The 24,801-nt window shown below is 64.9% G+C and carries 19 protein-coding genes; 10 read left to right on the plus strand and 9 right to left on the minus strand.

The window, feature by feature from the left end; translation table 11 throughout:
• Positions 1-16: 16 nt before the first annotated feature.
• The 4 genes from NA5_RS18490 (at position 17) to NA5_RS18505 (ending at position 3,630) form a co-directional block, all read left to right on the plus strand.
• Positions 17-1,210: an ROK family protein gene (locus NA5_RS18490; protein WP_062987700.1), complete on the plus strand. Its 1,194-nt coding sequence runs from the start codon at positions 17-19 to the stop codon at positions 1,208-1,210.
• A 357-nt stretch (positions 1,211-1,567) separates the two neighbouring features.
• Entirely contained in the window at positions 1,568-1,945 is a 378-nt protein-coding gene (locus NA5_RS18495) for an Rv3235 family protein (RefSeq protein WP_063813486.1), read from the plus strand.
• Between the two features lie 332 nt (positions 1,946-2,277).
• The gene (locus tag NA5_RS18500) at positions 2,278-2,916 is read left to right on the plus strand and encodes a class I SAM-dependent methyltransferase (RefSeq protein WP_062987704.1); all 639 of its coding nucleotides are present in this window, start codon (positions 2,278-2,280) and stop codon (positions 2,914-2,916) included.
• 15 nt (positions 2,917-2,931) lie between these two features.
• Entirely contained in the window at positions 2,932-3,630 is a 699-nt protein-coding gene (locus tag NA5_RS18505) for a haloacid dehalogenase type II (protein WP_062987706.1), read from the plus strand.
• A 1-nt stretch (position 3,631) separates the two neighbouring features.
• Here NA5_RS18505 and NA5_RS18510 read toward each other — a convergent pair whose 3' ends face one another.
• The 4 genes from NA5_RS18510 to NA5_RS18525 form a co-directional block, all read right to left on the minus strand.
• Complete coding sequence (locus NA5_RS18510; RefSeq protein ID WP_062987708.1) at positions 3,632-4,489, minus strand: class I SAM-dependent methyltransferase; 858 nt, start codon at positions 4,487-4,489, stop codon at positions 3,632-3,634.
• A gap of 371 nt (positions 4,490-4,860) precedes the next feature.
• The gene (locus tag NA5_RS18515; protein WP_062987710.1) at positions 4,861-7,293 is read right to left on the minus strand and encodes a beta-glucosidase H; all 2,433 of its coding nucleotides are present in this window, start codon (positions 7,291-7,293) and stop codon (positions 4,861-4,863) included.
• 97 nt (positions 7,294-7,390) lie between these two features.
• A complete protein-coding gene (locus NA5_RS18520; protein ID WP_062987950.1) occupies positions 7,391-7,987 on the minus strand; it encodes a TetR/AcrR family transcriptional regulator in 597 nt (198 codons plus the stop codon).
• 81 nt (positions 7,988-8,068) lie between these two features.
• Positions 8,069-8,971 carry an SGNH/GDSL hydrolase family protein gene (locus NA5_RS18525; protein ID WP_157110497.1) on the minus strand — a complete coding sequence of 301 codons (903 nt, stop codon included), beginning with the start codon at positions 8,969-8,971 and terminating at the stop codon, positions 8,069-8,071.
• Positions 8,972-9,595: 624 nt separating this feature from the next.
• Between NA5_RS18525 and NA5_RS18530 the strand changes: the two genes are divergently transcribed.
• The 4 genes from NA5_RS18530 to NA5_RS18545 all read left to right on the plus strand — a co-directional run bounded on the left by NA5_RS18530 (position 9,596) and on the right by NA5_RS18545 (position 16,299).
• Complete coding sequence (locus tag NA5_RS18530; RefSeq protein WP_281201726.1) at positions 9,596-10,921, plus strand: cytochrome P450; 1,326 nt, start codon at positions 9,596-9,598, stop codon at positions 10,919-10,921.
• Positions 10,922-10,942: 21 nt separating this feature from the next.
• Positions 10,943-12,343 carry a wax ester/triacylglycerol synthase family O-acyltransferase gene (locus tag NA5_RS18535; RefSeq protein ID WP_062987714.1) on the plus strand — a complete coding sequence of 467 codons (1,401 nt, stop codon included), beginning with the start codon at positions 10,943-10,945 and terminating at the stop codon, positions 12,341-12,343.
• 5 nt (positions 12,344-12,348) lie between these two features.
• Positions 12,349-13,809 (plus strand): flavin-containing monooxygenase, encoded by a 1,461-nt coding sequence (locus NA5_RS18540; RefSeq protein ID WP_169811328.1) that lies wholly within the window; start codon positions 12,349-12,351, stop codon positions 13,807-13,809.
• A 459-nt stretch (positions 13,810-14,268) separates the two neighbouring features.
• Positions 14,269-16,299 (plus strand): CocE/NonD family hydrolase, encoded by a 2,031-nt coding sequence (locus tag NA5_RS18545; protein WP_062987718.1) that lies wholly within the window; start codon positions 14,269-14,271, stop codon positions 16,297-16,299.
• Between the two features lie 39 nt (positions 16,300-16,338).
• Here the strand turns inward: NA5_RS18545 and NA5_RS18550 are convergent, their stop codons facing one another.
• The 3 genes from NA5_RS18550 to NA5_RS18560 form a co-directional block, all read right to left on the minus strand.
• On the minus strand, positions 16,339-16,974 hold the full coding sequence (locus NA5_RS18550; RefSeq protein WP_245672287.1) for a TetR/AcrR family transcriptional regulator: 636 nt from the start codon (positions 16,972-16,974) through the stop codon (positions 16,339-16,341).
• A 136-nt stretch (positions 16,975-17,110) separates the two neighbouring features.
• The gene (locus tag NA5_RS18555) at positions 17,111-18,325 is read right to left on the minus strand and encodes a L,D-transpeptidase (protein WP_062987722.1); all 1,215 of its coding nucleotides are present in this window, start codon (positions 18,323-18,325) and stop codon (positions 17,111-17,113) included.
• Positions 18,326-18,451: 126 nt separating this feature from the next.
• Positions 18,452-19,990 (minus strand): LCP family protein, encoded by a 1,539-nt coding sequence (locus NA5_RS18560; protein ID WP_062987724.1) that lies wholly within the window; start codon positions 19,988-19,990, stop codon positions 18,452-18,454.
• Between the two features lie 392 nt (positions 19,991-20,382).
• Here NA5_RS18560 and NA5_RS18565 point away from each other — a divergent pair, with 392 nt between their 5' ends.
• Positions 20,383-21,516 (plus strand): serine hydrolase domain-containing protein, encoded by a 1,134-nt coding sequence (locus NA5_RS18565; RefSeq protein ID WP_062987726.1) that lies wholly within the window; start codon positions 20,383-20,385, stop codon positions 21,514-21,516.
• A 5-nt stretch (positions 21,517-21,521) separates the two neighbouring features.
• Here NA5_RS18565 and NA5_RS18570 read toward each other — a convergent pair whose 3' ends face one another.
• Both NA5_RS18570 and NA5_RS18575 read right to left on the minus strand, forming a co-directional pair.
• Positions 21,522-22,310, minus strand: coding sequence for a DUF8020 domain-containing protein (locus NA5_RS18570; protein ID WP_062987954.1), 789 nt, complete (start codon positions 22,308-22,310; stop codon positions 21,522-21,524).
• A 178-nt stretch (positions 22,311-22,488) separates the two neighbouring features.
• Entirely contained in the window at positions 22,489-23,946 is a 1,458-nt protein-coding gene (locus NA5_RS18575) for an MFS transporter (RefSeq protein ID WP_245672289.1), read from the minus strand.
• 130 nt (positions 23,947-24,076) lie between these two features.
• Between NA5_RS18575 and NA5_RS18580 the strand changes: the two genes are divergently transcribed.
• Positions 24,077-24,778: a TetR/AcrR family transcriptional regulator C-terminal domain-containing protein gene (locus NA5_RS18580; protein ID WP_062987728.1), complete on the plus strand. Its 702-nt coding sequence runs from the start codon at positions 24,077-24,079 to the stop codon at positions 24,776-24,778.
• Positions 24,779-24,801 lie beyond the last annotated feature (23 nt).

Consider the following 24,801-nt stretch of genomic DNA (forward strand, 5'->3'; position numbering starts at 1 on the left):
GAGGAGGTTCGCCCGAATGAGAGCTGCACCTTCCCCGGACGAGATCCGGCGGCAGAACCTCGCCGTGCTGCTGCGCCATGTCCACTCCAGCGGGCCCATGTCGCGGGCGGCGCTCGCCGAGCGGATGGGACTCAATCGCAGCACCATCCTGGCCCTGACCGCCGACCTCGCCGCGGCCGGTCTGGTCACCGAGGAACTGCCGGGACAGACGGGGAAGGCGGGGCGGCCGTCGCTGGTGGTGCGGCCCGAATCGGAGCGAGTCTATGGGTTGGCGCTGGATGTCGGGGCGGACCGGCTCGCGGTGGCTCGGGTCGGCTTGGGTGGAGTGATTCTCGATCGGCGGGAAACACGCCGCCCCAGTGGGACATTCGATCCGAATGACGTGATCGGTGCGCTGGCGGCCCTCGCGGAGAACATGATTCGCCGGTCCGGGCCCGAGACCGTATGCGTGGGTGTGGGAGTCGCGTTCTGCGGGATGGTGCGTGAAGAGGACGGGGTCGTTCGATACGGGCCGAATATCGGCTGGGTGGATGTCCCGATCGGGGCGCTGCTTTCGGAGCGTCTCGGGTTGCGCGTCGCGGTCGGTAACAATGCCAATCTCGGTGCGCTTGCCGAGCGGGAGCGCGGTGTCGGCATCGGGGTCGCGGACATGATCTACCTGCACGGTGAGGTCGGTATCGGCGGCGGAATCATCATGGGCGGCAAGCTGCTCGGTGGGGAGGGCGGCTATGGCGGTGAGGTGGGGCACATGATCGTCAATCCGGGTGGGCGGGCGTGTACGTGCGGGTCGCATGGCTGCCTGGAGGCCGAGGCGGGCGAACTAGCGTTGATTGCGGCGGTAGGGCGGGCGGATCTCACCGGGCGTGCGGCGGTGGAGGCGATCGTGGATGCTGCCGCGCGCGGTGATGCCACCGCCCGAGATGCATTGCATCAGGTCGGCGATTGGCTCGGGTACGGCGTCGCCAACCTGGTCAATATCTTCAATCCGACGATGGTGGTATTCGGTGGCGTGCTTCGCGAGATCTACCTCGCCTCCGCCGCCCAGGTTCGCAGCAGGCTCGCGGTGAACGGCCTGCTCGCGGTGCGTGAACGCGTTCGACTGCGCACCTCGGCCCTAGCCGACGACGCGCCCCTGGTAGGCGCCGCCGAACTCGCCTTCGCCGACGTCCTCACCGACCCCCTACAAACCCTGGCTCGCATCTCCATCTGACTCGCATCAAGATCAGGTGGAATCTGTGCGGGCATCGGTCAAGGAGAAGACGCCGCCACCAGTGCCACCTGATCTTGATCCTGCGGTACGCCAGAGCGGTCGCTTGGGTGGTTTACCTGCGGCGATATTCGTGGAATGCTGGCGCGGTCCGAGCTCGGGGGTTGTAGTTCGAACTTATTGGGGGTTTGCGTGGAGAGACATCCGTCGGGGCTTTCGTATGCGCCGAGGACTGAGCCGCCATTGTTGCCGTACCGTCCGGGCGGGGGCCGTGCGGAATTCGAGGATCCGCCGCGTGCGTCGCCGTGCCGTACGCCGTTACCGCGGAATGATCAGACCGGACGATCCGGCCCGCCGGGTGTGCGGCGGGCGGTCAGCGCCGGACATGCCGAGCTGCCTGCTGTCGTCGAATTGGATTCGACGGCACAGCAATTCGTCGAGCGTGCGCTGCGACTGGCACTCGAGATACTCGACCACCGCCGCCCTGTCGCCCAACTCACCAGAATGGCCACCCCCGCAGTGGTCTCGGCGGTGCGGACGATAGTCCGAGCCGACCTCGCACCCGGCCGCACACTAGGCGTTGCGGTGCTCTACCGCGCGAGCCTGATGATGGTCGACCCTTCGACCGCCGAGGTCTTCGCCTCCTACGACCGCGGCCGCCAACACTTCGCCATCGCCGCCCGCATCGCCCGCACCCGCTCAACGGACTGGCGGCTCACCGTTTTCCGAGTGCGGTGAACCCGACGCACAGTCGCCACGGTGCGGGCCGTGGCGGCTGGCGTGTGTGGTGACTGGGGCGCGGTTTTCACGGGCTGCCGTGGCGGCTGGCGCCGTCTGCGTGCGGTGAACCCGGCACGCGCCTGTACCGGTGCGTGCGGACCTGCTCCACGGCAGACCAGCGGATGCCTGGTCTGTCCCGCGCCGTGGCGACTGCGCGGCGGTGGTACCGACCCCGTGAGCCGCAGTCGGGTGTGGCGTTCTCCGCCCATGGGCGCGGACTGCGGCTGCCCATTTCGGGGGCGGATGATCCACGGCAGGCGCGGGATTCGGGTCCGAACTACGCTGGCTGAATGATCGGCGCGCGACACAGTTACGACCTGGTTGCCGAGCGTTATGCCGATGAGCTCGGGGATGAGTTGCGTGGTAAGCCGTTGGATCGGGGGATGTTGGGGGTGGTTGCCGAGCTCGCGGGTGGGGGCGTGGTCGCGGATATCGGTTGTGGGCCGGGGCATGTCGCGGCGTACCTCATAGCTCGCGGGGTGCGGGTTATCGGGATGGATCTTTCGCCTGGGATGTGTGGAGTGGCGCGGCGGACTACTTCGGTGGCGGTTGGTGCGGCCGATATGACCGCGCTGCCGGTGCGGTCGCAATCGCTGGCGGGGGTGGTCTGTCTGTATGCGGTGATCCATTTGGACGAGCAGCGGCGCGCGGCGGCCTATGCGGAATTCGCGCGGGTTTTGCGTCCGGGTGGGAACGCGCTCATCGCATTTCACACCAGCGATGCGGACTTTCCGGTCGGTGCGGCCAAGATGCTCACCGATTGGTGGGGCCACCAGGTCGACCTCACCTTCCATTACCTGGACCCGGCCCCGGAATCCGATGCCTTGGCGGCGGCCGGACTGGTCCCTACCGCGCGCATGGACCGGGAACCGCATCCGGATGTCGAACACCCGAGTCGGCGCAGCTATCTGCTGGTCCAGCGCCCGTAGGGAAAGGTACGAATTATGTTGCGGGCATTACTTTTCGATGTGCAGGGTACGGCGACGGACTTTCATTCCACCGTCTGCGCCGAAGCGCGCCGCATCGGTGGTACCCGATACCGCCACATCGATTGGCCAGGTTTCGTAGACCACTGGCGTGCCGAATACTTCGCCACTCTGCGGAAGGCAAAGCCCGACCGAGACGATTGGGTCACCGTCCATTCCGTCTACGCCAACGCACTGGACGGCCTATTGGGTGACTACGGCATCGACCTGTCACCCGACCAACGCGCCGATCTCACCCTCGCCTGGCAGCGACTCGAACCATGGCCCGATGTCGTGCCCGGATTGAATAGGCTCGCAAGCAAATTTACGATCGCGACCTTGTCGAATGCGGATGTCGCCGCCGTGGTGAATATGTCGAAGCGCGCCGCCCTGCCGTGGGATGCGGTATTCACCGCCGAGATGGCGGGCGCGTTCAAGCCCGACCCCACGGTGTATCGCATGGCCGCACGGTTTCTCGGGCTCGAGCCGTCGCAGATCATGATGGTCGCCAGCCACAAGTACGACATTCAGGCCGCGGGCGCACTCGGCTTCCGAACCGCTTTCGTCGCACGGCCGCTCGAGTTCGGCGAAGGCGGTGACGTGGATGTTTCCTTCGACGACGACTTCGACGTCAATGCCACCGACTTCCTCGATCTGGCAGACCAGCTCGGCTGCTGACCTACTGGGTTCGCATGGCACACAGCACATGTGGCGGAACGGTGGAACCCTGTCGCGGTTCGATACCGAGGTAACCGGCGATGAGGTTCGGTGCGTCGCGGTCGTCGACTCGGTCGAACCCAGTCTCCTGCAAGACATTCGCGATGTCATCCGCGGTGAAGAAGCTCAGCCAAGGCTCACCGACGGCCGCCACTCGATCGGCTCGCGCTGTGCGCTCACCCATCTCCTCGGGCGTGGAACCCGAAGCGGGATAGAGATAGTCGAAGACCAGCCGTACGGGTATCGCCTGGCCCGCGACGAACCGTAGGGTGTCCAGGATCGCGTCCCGAGTCAGATACATGATGACGCCGAGCCAGACGAATACTGCCGGTCGACTCCGATCGAATCCAGCGGACGCCAATCCTGCTGCTAGCGTTTGACTTTCGAAGTCGACCGGGGCGAAGGTCATCGAAGCCGGGAGTTGGATGCCCGCCGCATCGAGCCGCTGCCGCTTCCATTCCTGGGTATCCGGATGATCGACCTCGAACACCCGCACGTCCGGATGTGGGTTGCGATAGGCGAAGGTGTCCAGTCCGGCGCCGAGAATCACCACCTGCCGGTTGCCCGTTGCCACCGCGTCGGCAACGGTGTCCTCCGCGAAGCGCGCACGGGCGGCCAGGAACAGACGCCGTCGGCGGCGCATGTCGGTGTCGCCGTCCGGGAGCGTGGTGGTCTCCAGCTCGGCCAGTTGATCGGGCGTGATGCCCGCGATTCGAATGGCCAGCGGATCGGTGAAGATGCGCGGCTCAGTCGCGATCTGGTGGTAGGCCCGCGCATAGGCGGTGGCGAGAGCGGTGCGACTTGGCTGACCGAGCTGCATACGCCGAACCCTACCCGTCACGCAGGACCGAGCTATTCCTCGGTGATGATCAGCGAGGTGGCGACGGGCGCGAGCACCACGGTATCCGAGCAGCCACGCGGACTGCTCGGTATGCTGCGACGGCTCGGTCAGTCCAGGATGAACGTCCTGCCCAACGCATCCTGTGCGCCGTAGAAGAGCAAGAAGACGTAGTACAGAACCGTCGAGACCGGTTCATTGGGACCGTGCATGTTTCCTCGGAGCTTCCCGGCAAGCTGTCCGGCACCAACCGGCCGGTCCGCTGAAAGCTACGCCATCTGCCGCCGGTCGGCATATCGAGTCGGGAAATCGTGACTATTTCACTGCCCGATATGCGGCCCTACCTGCGGTCCTTAGATGGCGGTGGTCAGCCGGATATCGGCGACCGATCGACCGGTCAGCAGGTCGTATGCGGCGGTGGGCAGTACCCAGGTTTCGGTTGCCTCATCCCAGGTTTCGGCGGCTCGGCGGGGGATCGGCATCGCCGCCTCGGCCGTCTCGCCCGGCTTGGCTTCGACGACCGCGAAGGCGGCCAGTCGGCGTTCCGGTCGGGATGAAGGAGCGATATACGTCTGGATCGTTTCGCGGCCGGGACGATCACCGGTATTGCGAACCCGGACGGTCAGCGTGCCGAGAACCCTGTCGGCCACCGGATCGGCAGCGAACACAGCGCTCTCGTAGTCCCAGGTGGTGTATCCGATTCCGTGCCCGAACCAGTACGCGGGAGCGGTCGAAAGACATTGCCACGCCCGGTATCCGATGTAGATATCTTCCTCGTAGGCGAGGGTGCCATCGGTGGGCGTGACATTCAGTACCGGCGCGTCGTCCTCATGCGCGGGCCAGGTGGTGGGCAGCCGTCCGCTCGGTTCGGCCCGTCCCATCAGCACGTCGGCCAGTGCGGCACCGCCTTCTTGCCCCGGAAACCAGGTGAGCATGACCGCGGCGACATCCTCGGCCCATGGCATGTGCACAGGTGATCCGGTATTCACCACGACGACGGTGCGCGGATTGACGGCGGCGACCCGCGCGACGAGCTCATCCTGTCGACCGGGTAGCGAAAGCGATGTGCGGTCGAAGCTTTCGCTCTCCACTTCGGGAGTAGTGGCGACGACCACCACGGCCACATCGGCCGAAGCCGCCGCCGCGACCGCTTCTTCGATGAGCGCCTCGGGGTCGATATTCGGTTCCTGATGGCCGAGCGAGAACTTCTCGAAGGCAATGGGCAATTCGGGCCGCGTCGTCACGGTATGCGTCAGGTTCACCGCAACCTGCTGTCCCGCAGTGAGTTCGACCTCGACAAGCGTCTCCGGCGGGCGGAGGAAGGCGGCCAGCGGATCACCCTCCGGGACGATGGTGTCGTCGAGACAAGTCATATCGCCGACCGTCAGCCGGAACGGGCCGACGCCCGCGATGGCCAAGGTATGCGTTCCTGTCGCCCGTGGCGTGAATGTGCCGGTGACAACCACTCGATGCAGTTCCCCGACTCCGATATCGTCCGGGAATTCACCGATCCATTCGATCGTCGCCTCCGGCAGCGGATGCTCGCCGAGCAGGCGGTCAGCTGCGCCGTACAGTTGGACCCGCAGATCGAAACCCTCCTTGGCGGCGGGAACGTTGACTCGGGGATCCGCACCGACGGCGTAGACCAGTTCGGTATCCGCATCGAGCATGGCCCGCAAACCCTCGAGCGGTGAGACGGTGTGCGGCGGGAAGACCTGCGCGCTACCGCCGCCGAGCGCCCTCGGCTGGTCGGCGGTCTGCCCGATCAGCGCGATGCGGCCGACCTTGCCGAGCGGTAGGACGCCGTTCTCGTTGCGCAGCAGCACAATCGAGCGTTGGGCGATCTCGCGAGCCAGTGCGTCGCCGTTGATCGTCGCGGGCTCGGTCGCGATTTCCGGTGGCGCCCCGGCCAACGCGCCGACGCGCGCGGCCAGCCGAAGCACATGCCGTACCCTCCGCTCGACTGTTTCGGCCGAAACCTGGCCTGCGCGAACCGCTTCCGCGAGTGCCTGCCCGAAGACGCCCTGCGGTCCGGGCATCGCGATATCGAGCCCGCCGACCGCCGCGCCGACGGTATTGCGAGCCGCCGTCCAGTCCGAGACGATAGCGCCGTCGAAACCCCATCGCGCACGCAGGATTTCGTTCTGCAATGTGTTGTGCTCGGTCATCGTGACACCGTTGACGCTGTTGTATGCCGCCATCAAGGCCCACGGCTCGGCCTGCTCGACCACGGTCTCGAACGGCGCCAGATACAGCTCGTGCAGCGCCCGCTGGGATACCCGCACATCGACGGTGAATCGGTCGGTCTCGGAATCATTGGCCACGAAATGCTTCGGTGTCGCGGCCACACCACCTTCCTGCACCCCGGTCACATAGGACGCGCCGATCACACCGGTCAACAGCGGATCCTCCGAGTAGCACTCGAAATGCCTGCCGCCCAACGGACTTCGATGCAGATTCAGCGTCGGAGCGAGCAGCATATGCACGCCCTTGCGCCGCGCCTCCTGCGCGAGCAGCTGCCCGGCCCGCCGGGCCAGCGTCGGATCCCAGGTGGCGGCCAGTGCTGTCGGGCTCGGCAGCGCGATCGAGGTATCCTCCGGACTCCAGTGCACACCGCGCACACCGATCGGACCGTCGGACATCACGACCGATGCCAGCCCGATCTCCGGAATCGCGGGCAGAGACCACATATCCTGTCCGGCGAGCAGGCGGCACCGGGCATCCAGATCCAGTGCGGCCAAGGCCTTTTCGACCACTGCCTCGCGGTCGGCTCGGTCATTCGCCATGTCGGTCGACTCCCTTGTTCGTCTGACGCGCGGGGCAGCTACCTCGAAGTATGGTCGATGTACCTAGTAACCGGTAGGGAATGTTATCGATACGTTATTAACCCGAACCGTTGTCCGGGCGGATCAATTGCAGGAACTTGCGCAGCAGCGCGGGCATATCCACTTCGTCCGGCGATAGCAGCCACTGCTGCTGCAACCCGTCCAAGACCGCGATCAGCAAAACGGCGGCATCTCGATGTGAGACGCCGCGCGGCGGATCGCCGCCCAGGTCGCGCTCCAGGAAGGCCGCCAGCATTTCCCGAGCCTGCGCGTATCGATCGACGAAGTAGTCGCGCGCCGGATGATCCTGGGTGACGCTCTCGGCCGCGAGCACCGTGAACGACTGCACGATTCCGGGCCGCTCGGCATTGCGTTCGACCAGCTCGGCCAGGAGTTCCAGGGTTGTTGCCCGGCCCTGTGCGGTGGCGAGCAGGACGTCCAGATCGTTCTGATCGCGCAGCGCGAGCACATTCGCCAGCAGCGTCTGCTTATTGGGGAAGTAGTGCAGTACGCCCTGCTGGCTGAGTCCGACCCGCTCCGCGACGATCGCAATGGTCGCGCCCTGGTAGCCGCGTTCGGCGAAAACCTCGAGGGCAGCCTCCAGGATCGCTCGACGACGATCCTGGTGACCGGCCCGGCCCTGGGCCCGTCTCATGCGGTGCACTCTGCTGCGTCCATTGTTCGCAGACTAGCGAATCGCCATTGACAGCGGCGGTTTCGGCGTGTCTACGGCCTCTCACCGCAGCGTGGCGACGACCTGCTGCGCGATGTTCTGCTCACCGAAGGTGTTGGGGTGCAGGGGAACGAACGACGGCGTCGATAGCGATGGAATCAGGCCGTTGATCCACTGCTGGTCGGGTGCGGCGCACATATCGTGTCCCATGCTGGACGTCGCCGTGTCGACGAAGATCGCGCCGTGGGCGGCGGAGACGTCGCGCAGCAGCGTATTGAGGTTGACCAGCACGTCTTGGAGGTAGTCGGCGTCGCGCGGCCAAGCGGGCTGTTGCCCCGGGCAGGCGCCCGCGCGCGAGGCGGTCGGGTATCCGACGATCACGATCGTGGCTTCGGGCGCGCGCGAGCGGATCGCATCGATCGCGTCCCCGTAGACCGGTGCCAGGGCCGTGGTCCGTTCCGCGAAGGTGTCGACGCCGTTCGCCGTGAAGGTGTCCGCGCACGACGTGCCATAGGGCTCGGGCAGGGCATTTCCGCACAGCAGGGCCTGCTTCGCCAGGCCGATGTCGTTGCCGCCCATGGTCATTGTGACCAAGGTGGTGTCCGGTGTCAGCGCATCGAACTGCGGTGCGGCGGTTCCGGAGACGATGCCGCGCTGTGGGCTGGTGAGATCGTCCAATGTGGCCCCGCCACAGGTGACGTCCTTGAACGTCGCGACGCCGAGCTCCTGCGCGACCAGTGCCGGATAGTTGACCGCGGACCGTGAACAGGTGGCGAGCTCGGCTTGCGGAAATACACCCGCGCCCGCGGCGAAGGAATCACCGAGAGCCACATAATGGGTGCCCTCGGCCGGTTCGGCGCTCGCTTGCCCGGTGATAGCGGCGCTCGCCGCGACTGTCATCGCCGCCGCGGCGACCGCCGGTCTCATTTTTCCGAAGAGCTGGTTCCAGCAGCCGAAAACTTGCATTGTTTCTCCTTGTGAACCCAGGACCGGACTAATTCGGAACTGAACTCCCAGGAGTAACTCGCACAGGCGGGATCGAACCTGGACATCCGACCGATCCGGGCAGAGTCTAGCCGCGATTCGCCAATTCCGAATAACTTTCGGTTTTCCTTGGCATTTTCTGCGCGCTGCGGCCCCGACCGCACGCTGCGGCGTCGGCGCGCGTTGGGGGATAGCGCATTTCGCAACACAGTCAGCGACCAGGCTTTGTTTCAGATTCATACCTCTGGATGGGGTACTGTTGCGTTCCTCACTATTTTGCTTCTACCTGCGGAAAGTCAACGATGACGAATCGTCATGGTTGACACCGCCTGCTCGGGATGGCTACGGTCGCCATTGTTCGCGCTGAGTCATCGCCCGCCTCGGCATTCTTGGCAGCAGGCTGTCCGTATGGTCTGGCCAAATGTTTCGACCGCGGGGAGGCTGTCGTCATTTTCGACTCTGATCGCATTCGCGAAGAAAATCGGCGGACCTTTCTTTGTGCTCCGAGACAAAATTCTCGCGCCTTTTTCTAGACCGCCGAGACACCACCCGTTCTTTCGACGTTAGGCGCCAGCTTTGTCCGTCTCGATCTCGCCCGCCAGGACCGTGGATGATCTCCCCGGGCCGAGCCGGTGGCCGTTGCTGGGGAATCTCCCGCAGATGCGGCCCTCGTTGCTGCACCGTCAGTTCGACGAGTGGTGCGATGAGTACGGCCCGCTCTACCAGTTGAAGATGCCGGGGCGACACATCGTCGTCGTGAGTGATCCCGATCTGAACCGCGAGATCTTCCGGGATCGCCCCGGTGGCTTCCGGCGGCAGTCGGCGATCGAGTCGGTCATGGCCGAGATGGGTTCGAACGGACTGTTCTCGCTGGAGGGCGAGGCGTGGCGGCTGCGTCGCAAGCTGGCGATGCCCGCCTTCAATGCCTCGCATCTGCGCAGCTTCCACTCCACCCTGGAGACGATCACCGGACGGCTGCAACGGCGTTGGGAACGGCAGTCGCCCAAGGATATTCGCGCCGATCTGACTCGCTATACGGTGGACGTCACCGCTAAGCTGACCTTCGACTACGACATCAACACCATCGAACAGTCCGGCGACATCATCCAGCGGCACCTGGAGCTGATCTTCCCGCTCATCAACCGGCGGATCAACAGCCCGCTCCCGTACTGGCGCTACCTCAAACTTCCGGACGACCGAGCGCTGGAGCGCGCGCTCGCCGCGCTGCGCACCGATCTCAACGGCGTGATCAGCCGGGCCCGCGCGAATCTGCCTGCGGCGCCGACCAATTTCATCGAGGCCTTCCTGTTGGCGCAGGACGGCAGCGCCTCCTTCACCGATGACCAACTGTTCGCCGAGGCGCTGACCATCCTCATCGCCGGTCAGGACACCACCAGCAATGCCATGGCCTGGCTGCTCTACCACCTCGCTGGCAATCCCGCTGTGCAGGAACGGATTCGCGACGAGGTCGCCGAGATCCCCTCGGCGCTGGACCGGCAGCCGTATCTGGAAGCCGTTGTCGCCGAATCGATGCGGCTGCGGCCGACGACACCGATCGTCGGACTCGAGGCCGCCGTCGATACCACGATCGATGGTGTGCATATCCCGGCGGGCACCTGGGTGATCGTCAACGTGCAGCATGCGAGCCTGCAGGAGACCAACTTCGAGGACGCGCTGCGCTTCGACCCGGATCGCTGGTTGCGCAACGGGCACGGCACCCATCGGCCCGAGGTCTCCACGCCATTCGGGGCAGGTCCGCGGTTCTGTCCTGGGCGCGGGTTGGCGATGTTGGAGATCAAGAATGTGACCGGCATGGTCTGCCGCGACTTCGAGGTGCGTCTGCCCGCGGGTGCGCGGGCGCCGAAAGATCGCTTCCACTTCGCCGTCATCCCCATCGATCTCGATCTCGAACTGAGCCGACGGCCCGCCTGACCCACCAATCCAAGGATGTAGATGTCATTGCATCGATTGACCGCGACCGACGGTGTCTGGCTGTCGCTCGAATCCGCCGATATGCCGATGCATATCGCCTTCCTGCTGGAATTCACCGCGCCCGAGGGCGGTGCGGCTCAGTTCCTCCGGCAGTGGCGAGCCGGACTGGACGCACCGGCGAGCCTGCCGCAACCGTGGAACTTCCGACCGCTGAAGTTCCCACCGCCGGGTGTCGCGGCGCTGGTGCGTGAGGTCGACGATATCGACCTCAGCGAGCACATCCGGGAGTGGACGCTGCCGGAGCCGGGCAGCCAGGACCAGCTGACCGAGCTCGTGGCGTCGATCCACCAGAAGCAGCTCGATATGAGCCGTCCGCCATGGGAATTGCACGTCATCGAGGGGCTCGCGCAGGACCGTTTCGCACTTCTGCTCAAGGTGCATCACAGCCTCCTCGACGGTGCGTCCGCCATGCGGTTGTTCACCGATACGTTCACCGAGGATGCCGCCGCCCGCGATGTGCCGGACCTGTTCACCGTCCGGCCCGCGGCCGAATCGGGGCAGGCCGAGAAGGCGAATCCTTTCCGTTCCTTGCTGACCGCATTGACCGGCGTGCTGGCCTTGTTGCGCGGTGTCGGATCCGCCGCCCGCGATGCCTTCCGACTTGCACGCGGCGATAAGACGATGGCGCAGCAGGCATATCAGCAGCCGGAAACCATTCTCGACGGCACCATTACCGGTGCGCGCGATCTGTCCAGGCGTCGATACGATCTCGCGCTGTTCAAGCAATTGGCGAAGGCCGGTGACTGCACGATCAACGACATCGTGCTGTATCTGGTAAGCACGGGGCTGCGCACCTACCTGACCGATCACGCCACATTGCCCGAAGAGTCGTTGACCGCGGGCGTGCCCACCGATCTGCGTGCGGAGGACGACGCTCGCGCGGGCACCCGCGCTGGCATGATGTTCACCGCGCTGGCCACCGATATCGCCGATCCGCGCGACCGGCTGAGTGCGGTCAAGTACTACATCCGCGCCGCGAAACAGCATATGGGTGAGATGGCCCCGAACGAGGTCATCGGCTACGGCCTCGCGGTTACTCTGCCGTGGATCCTCGGGCTCAGCTTCGGCTTCACCAATACCGCGGCCTCGCACCCCATGGGCATCTCCAATGTGCCAGGACCACGAAACCCGCTGTATTGGAACGGTGCTCGGCTGGAGACGATCTACCCGATCTCGCTGCTCATGCACGGCAATCCACTGAACTTCACCTGCATCGGCTATTCGGGTGCGCTGCATTTCGGTGTCCTCGGTGTGCGGGACAAGCTGCCGCCGATGTCGTACCTCACCGGAGCCATGGATGTCGCGCTCGATGAACTCACCGACCTGCTCCTGCCGGGCCGTACACAGCTAGCCGCTGGATGACGTCCATGTCGAATTACGATGTGGCGATTATCGGCTCGGGCTTCAGCGGGCTCGGCGTCGCGGTCAACCTACGCCGTCTCGGCAATGACAACTTCGTCATCTTGGAACGTGCCGACGCCGTCGGTGGTACCTGGCGCGATAACGTCTATCCCGGCTGCGCGGTGGACGTGCCATCGGTGCTGTACTCGTATTCCTTCGCGCCGAACGCGAATTGGACCCGCGTGTACGCCACACAGCCCGAATTGCGCGCCTACACCGAGCAGGTCGTCGACACCTTTGATCTGCGGCGGCATGTGCGGCTGAACAGTGATGTGGCCGAGGCGGATTTCGACGACGAGGCCGAACAGTGGGTGCTGCGGCTGAGCGACGGCAGACTGGTCCGGGCCCGCGCCGTCGTCATGGGCTACTTCTCCCTGCACGCCGAGGCGATTCCGGAAATTCCGGGTCGCACCGATTTCGCTGGGCCGCAGATGCATTCGAGCAAATGGGACCGATCATTCGAACCCGCGGGCAAGCGGATCGCGGTGGTCGGTGCCGGTGCGAGCGCGGTGCAGATCGTGCCCGCGCTGGCGAAGTCGGCGGGCGAGCTGATCTCGTTCCAGCGCACTCCGGCCTGGGTGATTCCGCGTCTGGACCGGCCGATTCCACCGACGGTCCGCAAGATCCTGCGTGCCGTGCCGCCGATTCGGCTGGCGGCGCGCGGATTCGTCTTCCTGTTCCTGGAGGCCATGCACTTCGCGGAATTCCATCCGCGAATGGTTTCGATCTACGAGTGGGTCGTTCGCAAAGTACTGGCCAAGCAGATTCCCGATCCCGAATTGCGGCGCAAACTCACGCCCGACTACGCCTTCGGGTGCAAGCGGCCGATGGTCTCCGACGAGTACTACCGCTCGTTCACCCGCCCGAATGTGCGGCTGAGCACCGAGAAGATCACCGAGATCACCGCGACCGGCATCCGCACCGCCGATGGTGCGCTGCACGAGGTCGATGCGATCGTCTGGGCCACCGGATTCCACGTCCAGGATTCCATCGCGCACTTCCCGGACTTTCGCACCGCGACAACCTCGACGCGAAAGAAGTTCCAGCGCGATGGGTTTCGCGCCTATCGCGGCATCGCATTCGCGGGACTGCCGAATCTGTTCGCGGTCACCGGACCGAATACCGCGCTGCCCCACACCTCGCAGTTCCTCGCCATCGAACCCACCACGAAACTGATCGCCAGGACGATCGAGCATATGCGGGCCAACGGGATTCGCCGCTACAGCCCGTCCGAGCACGCCGAGCGCGAATGGGTCACGCGCGCACGGAAACTGCTCGGCACCCGGGTGTGGTCGACCGGCGGTTGCACCAGCTATTTCATCGACGAGGACGGCACCAACACCCTGACCTGGCCGGGCGGCACCTTCAGCGTCCGACTAGATCGCCGTCGCATCCGCCCGCAGGACTGGGATACCGGAAGGCCGTGACACAACGTCTCACAAACCGGCGGTCTCAGCACATCGCACACCCGCGCTCTCGCCATCGGCACGAAATCAACACTGAGATGTATACGGCCGCAGCAGGACAGGGCCGAGATGATCCGCTTGTCACGTGTTCCATCCTGTGTAGGAAAGCCACAGGCACCGCGAATCAGCGCGGGAACGTGGACGAGTGCCGAGCGCCGTGGGAGAGTCGGCGGCGAGGCGAGTGGCGCTGAAACGAAGAAGCCCTGAAGAAGGAGTTGGGGGCAAGGGTGCGGCGGTTCGCTTGCGGCACAATCGAATCAGGGAGAATGCCTGGCAACTTAAATGTGGTTCATAGCCGGAGGTGTGCTGCACAGAGCGTTGTCGCGAGTCGTGGTTGCGCACCAACGGTGATGCACGTTACTGTACCCACTCGATGATGGGAACGGGGTAGTTCCTCATTGCCGGGAGGGTTTGGCGAACATGATCCGACGTCGACGTCCGATTAAGGCAGTGGCTGCCGCGATAGCCACCTTCACCGTGTTTGCCGGAGCCGTTGTCGCGGCCGCGCCGACCCAGGCCACGCTGGGCCTGGATGCGCAATTCACCGCGACGCACGCAGGGCCGCAACAGTTTCCGAACGTCTATATCGACTGGGACATCCCGATCACCATGAGTGACGGCACGGTGTTGAAGGCGAACGTGTACCACCCGGCCGATGCTTCGGGCCGCCCGATCGTCGAGCCGACGCCGACCATCGTGAACCTCACGCCCTATACCAAGCTGGTGGCGAATATCGCCGACTCCGTGCTCGCCATTCCGGGCCTGGCGGAGCCGCTGATGCAGGCATTGCACGGCTTCGATCTCTCCGCCTACGGCCTGAGTGGAATCAGCGATCTGGCACAGGCATTGGCGGGTGGCACCGCGCGCACCTTCGCCGTGGATCGCAAACTGGTGCAGAGCGGCTACACCCAGGTCGTGGTGGACGTGCGCGGCACCGGCTTCTCCGAGGGTATCTGGCAGGTGTTCGGGGACCGCGAGCAGCAGGACGGCGTCGAGGTGGTGGACTGGGCCGCGGCGCAGCCCTGGTCCAATGGCAAGATCGGCATGAGCGGCATCTCCTACTCGGCCATCAATCAGTTGCAGACCGCGGAGCGCAGACCCGCTGCGCTGCAGGCGATCTTCCCGATCGTGCCGGGCAGCGATCTGATTCGCGACGTGGCCGCGCCCGGTGGCGCACTCGGCATCGGGTTCATCCCGGAATGGCTGCTCGCCGTCGACGGCTCGAAGCTGATTCCCGATGTAGTGTCCATGCTGGCAGGCAAATTCGACTGGACCTGGCTGGCGGACCGCGTCCGCGACCCGTTCACCTTCTTCAATATGATCATCATGGCGCTGGGCACCCAGAGCATGGATCAGATTCCGCCCGAAATGTATTCGGTGCTCGACGATGGAAGTCCGTTGCGTACGGCCTGGATCGGACATCCCGACCGCATCGACGTGCCGACCTTCGTCTACGGCGGCTGGCAGGACATTTTCGCCTACTCCTCGCCGCGGGTCTATAACGCGATCAATGTGCCGGACAGCCAGAAGAAACTGGTGATGGACAACAACTATCACATCACCACCGGCGCGGGCATGGGTGACGCCGACGGACCGGCGGCCCTGGACGTATTGCAGCGCGCGTGGTTCGACAAGTGGCTCAAGGGCATCGATAACGGCATCGATGACTACGACCAGGTCACCCTGTGGCAGCAGGGCGGCGGCTGGACCCACACCTCGGCCTTCCCGCGGCCCGATATGGATTACCGCCGTATGTATTTGAACGCGGCGGCCTCCGGCACCGCGCCGGGCAGCGCCTACGACGGCAGCCTCACCGCGCAGCCCGGTGGACCCGCGCGGGTTACCATCGCGCCCGGCCTGACCACGCTCTGCTCGCGCGACGGTGCGCAGGGTACGGCGGGCATCCTGCCGCTACCGGATATCTGCACCAAGGATTCGCGGATCGCCGAGACGAACGGTCTGACCTTCACCAGCGCGCCGGTCGCCGTGCCGACGCAGATCTCCGGCCCGATCGCGATACACCTCAATACGGTCCTGGACGCGACCGACGGCTACTGGACCGTGACATTGAACGATGTTGCGCCGGACGGACGTTCGACCCAATGGACACACGGCCAGCGCACCGCATCCCTGCGCGCGGTCGACGAGAGCAAGGCCACCCGCTCGGCCAACGGCGACTACACCGACCCCTACCCCTACCTGACCCTGGACACCCGCGAACCGATCGTGCCCGGCCTGCCGACGGTCATCGATATCGGCATGTTCGCCACCGACGGCGTACTGCAACCGGGGCACCGGCTGCGCGTCGACATCTACGCCGGAAACTTCCCGAGCAGTCTTCCCTTGCGCCCCTTGCTGAATGAGAGCGGCCTGCGCCCCCAACACATCGAGCTGGACCCGAACCAGCCCAGCTGGCTGAACATTCCGGTCGACGGCACCCCTGGCTGGTAGCTCCCGTCCGCGCCGTGGTGACGGTAGTCGAATGGTCGCTCACGGAGTGGGCTCGGGCCGCCTTTCGACTTCCTTCGGCGAGATGGTGGTCGGGCCGGGGCCGGAACCGAGTAGGAGTAGGGCGGCGTGGGTGAGGGTGGGAGCCAGCGCCGGTAGGTTGTGCGGGCCGGAATCGATGAGGGTGGCGCGGACGCGATCGTCGATACCGCCGAGCAGCACGTCGAGGAGTCCCGGATCGGGTTCGGTGCGAAGTTCGCCCGCGCGCACACCGATTCGGGCCGCCGCGATCATTCGGTAGCCGAACATCCGATGCGTGCGGGCCCGCCGCGCAATGAGTCCCGGTCCGGCGGCGAGGGTTTCGATATGCAGCGCCCGTGCGGCGGCGGGCTCGGCCGCGAGGAACTCGAGGTAGGTCTCCAGCGTGGTGCGCACCAACTCGTCGAAGGTGTCGGCGCCGGATTCGGTGACCACCCGGTCGAGCTCGCGGGTGATCGTCTCGACCGCGAAATCGAAAGCGGCGGTGAAGCATTCCTCTTTGCTCTCGAACAATCCGTAGAACGTGCGCCGGGCCACCCGGGCCCGCCCGACGATATCGGTGATCGTGGTCGGGCCGTAGCCGAGCTCGGCGACCGCTTCCAAAGCGGCGAGATATAGCCGCTCACGCTGTGACGTCACGACTTCGTCCCGGGTCAAGCGATGCGGCCCTCGGGGTAATCGGTCCGGAGAAGCGCTGGTCAAGACGGTCATAATGCCGACGATTCTGCCACACCGAGAACTTTCGTCCGGAAATTCCGGTCCGGCCCACAATGACTCAGCGCAGCGCGCTGCCCTCGAGCCACTCGTCCCACGGCACGCCCCAGTCGCCGTTCTGCCAGACCTCGAGCGGTGCGCCGCCGGTATTGCGGACCTCGACCACATCGCCCGGAATCGAAAAGTTGTAGAACCACTGGGCATTCGCGGCGCTCAGGTTCAAGCAGCCGTGCGAGAGGTTCTGGCTGCCCTGCGCCCAGACCGTGGAATCGAGCTGGTGCAGGTAGATGCCGTCGGTGCTGATGCGGGTGGCCCAGCCGATGGCCTCCTTGTAGCCGAGCCGGGAGTTGACCGGCAGGCCGTAGGTGGAGGAGTCCATGATCACCGGATTGCCCTTGTCCATCACGGTGTAGATGCCCGGCTGGGTCCAGAAGCTCAGCGTCTTACCCGCGATGACCTCGCTGCCACCTCTACCCATGGAGGTGGGCATGGTGCGGATCAGATTGCCGTTCTCGAAAACCTGTACCTGTTTGGTGTTGTCGTCGGCAATGGAGACATGCGACGGGCCGATGGTGAAGGTGGTCTTGGTGTCCTCCTGGCCGTAGAGACCACCGCCGAGGTCCGCGCCGTAGATGTTCGCCGTGGCGGTCACTTTGGTGCCCGGCGCGTAGTAGTGCTGCGGCCGCCAGTGCGCGTTGCGCTTGTCGAGCCAGTACCAGGAACCGTCGACCGGCGGGTTGGTCGTCACCGAGAGCCGCTTCTCGGCAACGGCCTTATCCGGGACATCCTCATCGAAATGCGCGACCACGACGGTGCCGACACCGAAGGTGCCGCCGTCCGTCAGCGGTTGGCCGCCGGTGGTTGTCATGTAGACCTTGGTCTGGTTGTTCGGCGCGAGCGTGCTGAAGGTCGAGGTGATCGGTCCGACTCGGCCGGTGATGGTGAGGCTTTCGGCGCTGATCGTGTAGGTGTGCCCGTAGCCGAGTGGATCGACGGGCTTCCACGCCGTCTTGTCCGGGGTGTAGATGCCCTCGATCGAACGGCCCGCCTCATTGGTCAGTTTCACCGAGGTCAGCATGCCGTCGTTCGCGGTCACCACGACCGGCGCGAGCGGATCGACATTATTGCCACCGCCGGGCGTGATGACGATCGCGGGCGGCGGTGGTCCGGCCTGGGTAGTGGGAGCTTCCGACTTGGACGAACATCCGGCGACGAGCAACGTCATCACCAAAGCAAAACCCGCAGCTGTTCTCCACCGGAAGCGGCGACTCGACATGACTCTCCTGTGTTTCGCCGTGCGTTCCCTGCGGCGCACCTACGACGTACTGGCCCGTGCCGTAGTTTACCGGTCATTTCGGGCCCATTTCGCCGCCGCGGGTGTGACCTGCGCGAACTTCCGAGCTCAGTTGACGCAGGGCACACTGCTGCCGATCGTGGTCGCGACGGGCTTGCCCGCATCGGGCGCGGGCTCGGCGGAGGTAGTGGTCGGGGTCGCGCTGGTGGTCGGCCGGAGTTCGGCAGGCATGGTGAAATCGGTCCCGATGACCACGGTGATGTGGCCGGGCTCGACATTCGGCGATGCGGTCGCGGTGAGGCCGAGGATGTCGCCCAGCTGCGCGGCATCGGTCTCGGCGCCGGTGCCGTAGGCGATGGTGGAGGTGGCACGGGTGGTAACGGTGTCCACTGTGCCCGCCGTATAGCCACGCCTGGTGAAAGCGGTGGAGAGTTGGTTGGCCCGGCCTGTGTATCCGCTCGCATTGCGGACATCGACGATGCTGGTCGGGGTACGTGTCGAGGTGGTCGGGGTGGTTTCGATGCCGAAGGCCGCGCGCACTTCCTTCTTGATGGCCGCCGGATCGACGATATTGACGTCCTGACCGTCGATAACGTCGTAGCGCAGCACCGGCAGTGTCCGGAATTCGACCGAGATCGAGCCCGCCGAGCCGAGGTCGCGGGCGAAGTCGAGCAGGTTCCAGCCGTCGGACAGCACGATATCGCGGTGCGCCACGTCCATCAGACCGGAGAGCTTGCTGAAGTTGGTCAGCGTGCCGGTGTCCTTCAGCGATTTGGCGACCGAGGTCAGGAAGGCCTGCTGGCGGTGTGTGCGGTCGAGGTCGCCGTTCTCCAATCCGTGGCGTTGGCGCACGAACGAGAGCGCATTGGCGGCGTCGAGGTGCTGCGGGCCCGCGGGGAAGACGGCGCCGGAGTAGTAGCTGTCGTTGACCGCGTGGTTGAGGCAGACATCGACGCCGCCGAGCTTATCGGCCAGGTCGTAGAAGCCCACGAGCGAGATTTCGGCGAAGCGGTCGATCGGGACGCCGACCAGATTGCGCACCGTCTGGACAATGGATGCTCGCCCCGCCTCGCGGCCCGCGCGTTCCAAGGCCACCTTGTCCTTCATGCCCGAATTTTCCAGTTTGGTCTCGGTGGCGGCCTTCTTCAGCCCGTAGGCCTCCTTGATCTTGGCGTGGTCGTAGCCCGGAATGCCGGAAACCGCGACATAGTCGTCGCGTGGAATGGAGAAGGCGACGATTTTGTGCATATCCGCGGGAATGTGCAGCAGGATGAGTGAATTCGCGTTGTAGCCGCCGTTGTCGCCATCGCCCGCATGCAACTGGTCCAGGATCTCCTTGGGCAAATCCTTGCCGTCCAGGTCTTTGCGGGTATCCAGGCCGATCAGCAGGATATTCAGATCGCCGCCGAGTGAGCGGGGCGCGTCCTTGCCGATCGCGTCGGTGTGGGTGAAGCCGTTATCGAATTCGGTCTTGGCCGACCAGGCGAATCCGGTGCCGGACAGGACGGCGAGCGCGGCAATCGACGTGAGCACTCGCATCGCCATTTTTGCCGCTCTGCGGCCGCGATGTGGGTTCGGTCCGGCTCGTCGGTGTCTTGGCTGGCGAGTTTCGGTGATTTTGGGAATCTCGACGGTGTCGTCATCCATGGCGGCGACCTGGGTCCCGGATCATTCTCGCCGCCTCAGCTTTCGTCTCGGGTTATTCGACACAGCGCACGCTCGGGTCATACCCGCTGACAACTAGTCGCACTCGCTGGTGACTGCTGGCCGGTCATTGGAAAGGGCCGGTTCAACCTTTCCAGTCTTACCGACGCCGCTCCGAGCGGGCAAGAATCGGACACTGTGATCTGCACGGATTCACGATCTAGTCTCGTATACATGGCTGCTCCCGTGTGGCTCGTGTTCGGTGCCGGTCCGACCCGACACTGCGACCGACGACGCGCCCGCGCCGGATTTTTCTTCGAACCGAACGGGACCCATGCCGGTACAACTCTCCGCACCGAAGGAACGGCCGAGCGGGCCGTGGGGATGGAGGACGAATGCGGCGGTTCAAGCTAACGACGACTCTGGTCGCGGCGCTGATGATGATTTCGGTGCTGCCGAACCTCGCGGCGTCCTCGGCCCAACCGGCGCCGGTGCGCCTCAACGTGCTGCAATCCCGCCTGGATGACCTGGTCCGCTCGACTTTCGTGCCGGGTGCGCAGCTGGTCGTTACCGCCGACGGCGACGCGACCCAATTCAACAGCGGCGTCGGCGATCTCGCGTCGCGCGCGGCGTTTCCGGATGATGCACAGGTCCGGATCGCCAGCAATACCAAGACATTCGTGGCGACCGTTGTGCTGCAGTTGGTGGGGGAGGGGCGTATCCAGCTCGATGCTCCGATCGAGGATTATCTGCCCGGTGTGGTGCGCGGCCCCGGCGGCGACGGGAATCTGATCACCGTCCGAAATCTGTTGCAGCACACCAGCGGAATTCCGGACTATCTCGTTCGATTGGAATGGGGCTCGGTCGAGGCGTTGCAGCGGTACCAAACCTCGGATCAGCTGATCCGACTCGGTTTGGATATGCCCGCGCTGTTCGCACCCGGTTCGGCTTTCAGTTACTCCAATACCAACTACCTGCTTGCCGGAAAGCTGATCGAGCAGGTCACGGGACGACCGGTCGGCGCCGAGGTGACCGCACGGATCCTCGAGCCGCTGCAACTGCGCGACACCTATTGGCCCGCCTTCCCGCACGAGAACGTGATTCGCGGTCCGCATCCGCGCGCATATCAGATCTTCAACGGCACCCAGGTCGACATCACCGATATCGACCCGGGCTGGGGCCTGGCCGATGGCGCACTCGTCTCCACCGACGCCGACCTGAACCGCTTCTTCACCGCCCTGCTCACCGGAGAACTGCTCGGCCCGACCGAGCTCGCCGAAATGCAGCGCACCATCCACGGCGGCGACCCAGCCCTGGCCGACGATGTCGGTCTCGGTCTGTTCCACCGCACCAATGCCTGCGGCATGGATATCTGGAGCCACGGCGGCGCCATGGACGGATTCTTCGTCTTCGGCGGCTACACCCCTCGCCGCTCGATCACCGTCGGCCTCAACCAAGTGCCGCCCATGTACGGCCTCGGCTACCGGGCCGCCATGGACGGCCTGGTAGACGCCGCCTTCTGCGGTTGAGGGCCCTATTTCGGTGCGGCCGTGGTGGTCGGCGCGGCTTGGGTCGTCTTATCCGCGAACCGTGTGGTCCCGTCCGGAGCCAACATCGTATTGACGTAATCCACGCCGGACGCGATCAGCACCGGTCCGCCAACGGCGATCGTGCCGATGATCCCGCCGAGGGCCGCACCGGTGGTCAAGCCGAGGATGCATCCGGCGGCAATGGTTGCGACACATCCGACGACCGCGCCGATGGCGGTTCCGACGAAGCCGCCGACCGCCGTGGCCAGACCGAACTGGGTGGCGAATTCGTCACGGGCGCGGTAGTTTTCGGTCATCGATGCCACCGGCTTGACGGCCAGTGGCTGGGAGACGTCGAGTCCGGCGGGCTTCTGCGGCGCCAGTTCCAGGACGGTGCCGTCCTTTTCGACCGCGGGCTTGACCGGAATGTCGGTATCGGCGACCCGGAATCGCAATGGCAGTGTCAAAACGACGTGGCCGTCGGTATCGGCCAGATCGACGACATCGACCACGTCGGCGATATCGGCGGCCTTGCCCTCCTTGTCGACCAAGGTGCCGTCCTTGTCGACCAGCCGCCCGTCACCGCCCGCCGCGAGCTCGCTTTCCGCCGCCTTGGCGAGTGTGAATGTGCCGCCGCGCACGCTGGCGACGACGGTCTTCTCGACCAGCTTGACCGAGTAGGTGATGTCCTGCCGCGCGGGCGCGGCGACCGGCTCGGCATGCGAGACTCCGGCGCCCAGGGTCACGGCACCGATGACAAGGATCGCCGCCGCAGTGCTATCGCAAAGCTTCATTCGGTATTCCATTCCGTCACCAGGATTTTCGATGTTGGCAAACGCACACGCAGGCTCGACGCTCCTGCTCGAGATGCTCCCGTGCAAATGTACTCATTTGCGCGGCAAGAAGGTCGAGGGGAGCCTAGCCGAGCCTGCGTGCGAGCGGACCGGATTCGGGACGAAAAATCGACGCCAGCTATGGCACGGTTACTTCCTCCGGCGTGTCGATCTGCGGCGCGGGACGTGTCCGCAGCAGCGCCAATCCGAGTAGGGCGGCGGCGATGCTGAAGCCCGCACTGATCCAGGCGCCGGTCGACATCGCATCGGTGAACGCGTCCTTGGCCGGTTCGATATAGCCGAGTTGGAAAGCGGCGCCGATGGATTCACGTGCGGCATCGGGTGCGTCGTCGGGCATATGGGCGGTGAACACACCGGCCAGTACGCTGCCGAGGATCGCGATGCTGATCGCCATGCCGACCTGCTGCAGCGTGTCGTTCATGGCCGAGCCGACGCCCGCGTGCTCCAGCGGAATCGCGCTCATGATCGCGGCATACGCGGCCGGGCCCGCCAGACCACCGCCGATCCCCATGACCAGCATGCTTGCCAGCACCGCGAAATATCCGGTACCGACGGCCAGGATCGCGAACGCCACGCCCATGACGAGCAGACCGGCGACGATGAGCGTCTTATTACTCAACTTCTTGCCCAGCGTCGCGCCGAGACCATTGCATACCGCCGCGGCCACCGCGTACGGCAGCAGAGCAAGACCCGCCTTCATCGGCCCGTAGCCGAGCACGAACTGCAGGTACTGGGTGAGCATCAGCATGATCGCACCCATGCCGAACACCATCAGCAGCAGCGTGCAGCAGGTGCCGGTGAAATCGCGATTGCGGAATACCGCCAGCGGCAGCATCGGATGCGCCGACCGGCTCTCCCAGACCACGAATGCCAGACCGGTGACCACGGCGAGGCCGATCATCGGAATATTCCACTCCCGCTCGATGATGACGTAGACCGTCGAGGTGAGCGCGACGATGGAGAGCAGTACCCCGATCAGGTCGACCGGCCGCTGCTCACCGGTGGTTTCCGGCATCAGAACCAGCGCGGCGACAATCGCCAGCACCGCGACCGGAATATTGAGCAGGAACACCGAACCCCACCAATAGTGCTGCAGCAGAAACCCGCCCAGCGTCGGCCCGAGCACGATGCCGACCATCGAGACGGTGGACCAAGCCGCCATCGCCTTGCGCCGCTCGTCTTCGGCGAAGGTGATCATCAGGATGGACAGGGTCGATGGCATGAGCAGCGAACCGCCGACGCCCATCAGTGCGCGGGCCCCGACCACTTGCCATGGCTCGGTCGCCAATACGGCGGCAAGCGACGCCGCGCCGAACAGTGCCAGCCCGAGCACCAGCATGCGCCGCCGTCCGAACCGGTCGGACAGGCTGCCCGCGGTGAGCAACAGTCCAGCGAAGACGAGGACATAGGCGTCGAGGATCCACTGGACATCCGACGGGGTCGCGTCGAGTTCCCGGATCAGCGACGGAATAGCGATATTGAGCACAGTGCCGTCGATCATCAGCACCAGCAGAGACAGACAGAGGACCCCCAGAATCCACCAGCGGCGAGGATCTCGTACAACGTTCGATTCCACTCGAACACTGTACGATAGAATCGCACAATGTGCGAGAGAATTATGCTGGCGTTGTGACTGAGCGCAGCGAAGGAACCGAAGACGCAGCAGATCTTGTCGCAGCGGAGCCGAGCGCTAGCGAGGCGGAGCTGTGACAAAGCAGCAGTTCTCCTCGGTGTGGACCCGTGAGCCGCGCCAGCCGAAGGCGGCCGGACTGCGCCGCGACCAGATCGTCGCCGCCGCAATCGAGGTATTGGACGCCGAAGGCCTCGGTGCGCTGAGCATGCGCAGGCTCGGCGCGAAGCTCGATGCGGGCGCGACGAGCCTCTACTGGCATGTCGCGAATAAGGATGAACTGCTCGAACTCGTCCTCGACGAGATCTGGGGGCTGGTGCGGATCCCGGATCCGGAGCAGGCTTCATGGCGTGAGGTCGTCACCACCTACGCCTACAACTTCCGGCTCACCATGATCGACCATCCCTGGGTGACCACCTTGATCGGCTCGCTGCCGAGCGTCGGCCCGAAGGCCTTCGAACTCAGTGATCGCCTGCGCCGCACCTTCATCAGCGCCGGATTCACCGGCGTCGACATCTACCTCGCGAGTGGCACCGTGACCAGTTATGTACTCGGGCAGGTCATCCCGGAGATCACCGCGGCGAAGGCATTCGGCGACAAGGGTTTCGACAAGGAGACTGTGCTCGATGTCATGGATGAACTCGCCTCCGATTATCCGGAGATGCTCGACGACTACCGGAAGATGCAACCCGCCGATTATCAGACCGCCCGCGCGATGGCCTTCGATTTCGGTCTGCTCTGTGTGATGGACGGCCTGGAGTCACGCCTTCGCAAGTGACCCGGGAGGCCGGGGAATAGATG

This window comes from Nocardia anaemiae NBRC 100462, assembly GCF_001612725.1.
Classification (GTDB): domain Bacteria; phylum Actinomycetota; class Actinomycetes; order Mycobacteriales; family Mycobacteriaceae; genus Nocardia; species Nocardia anaemiae.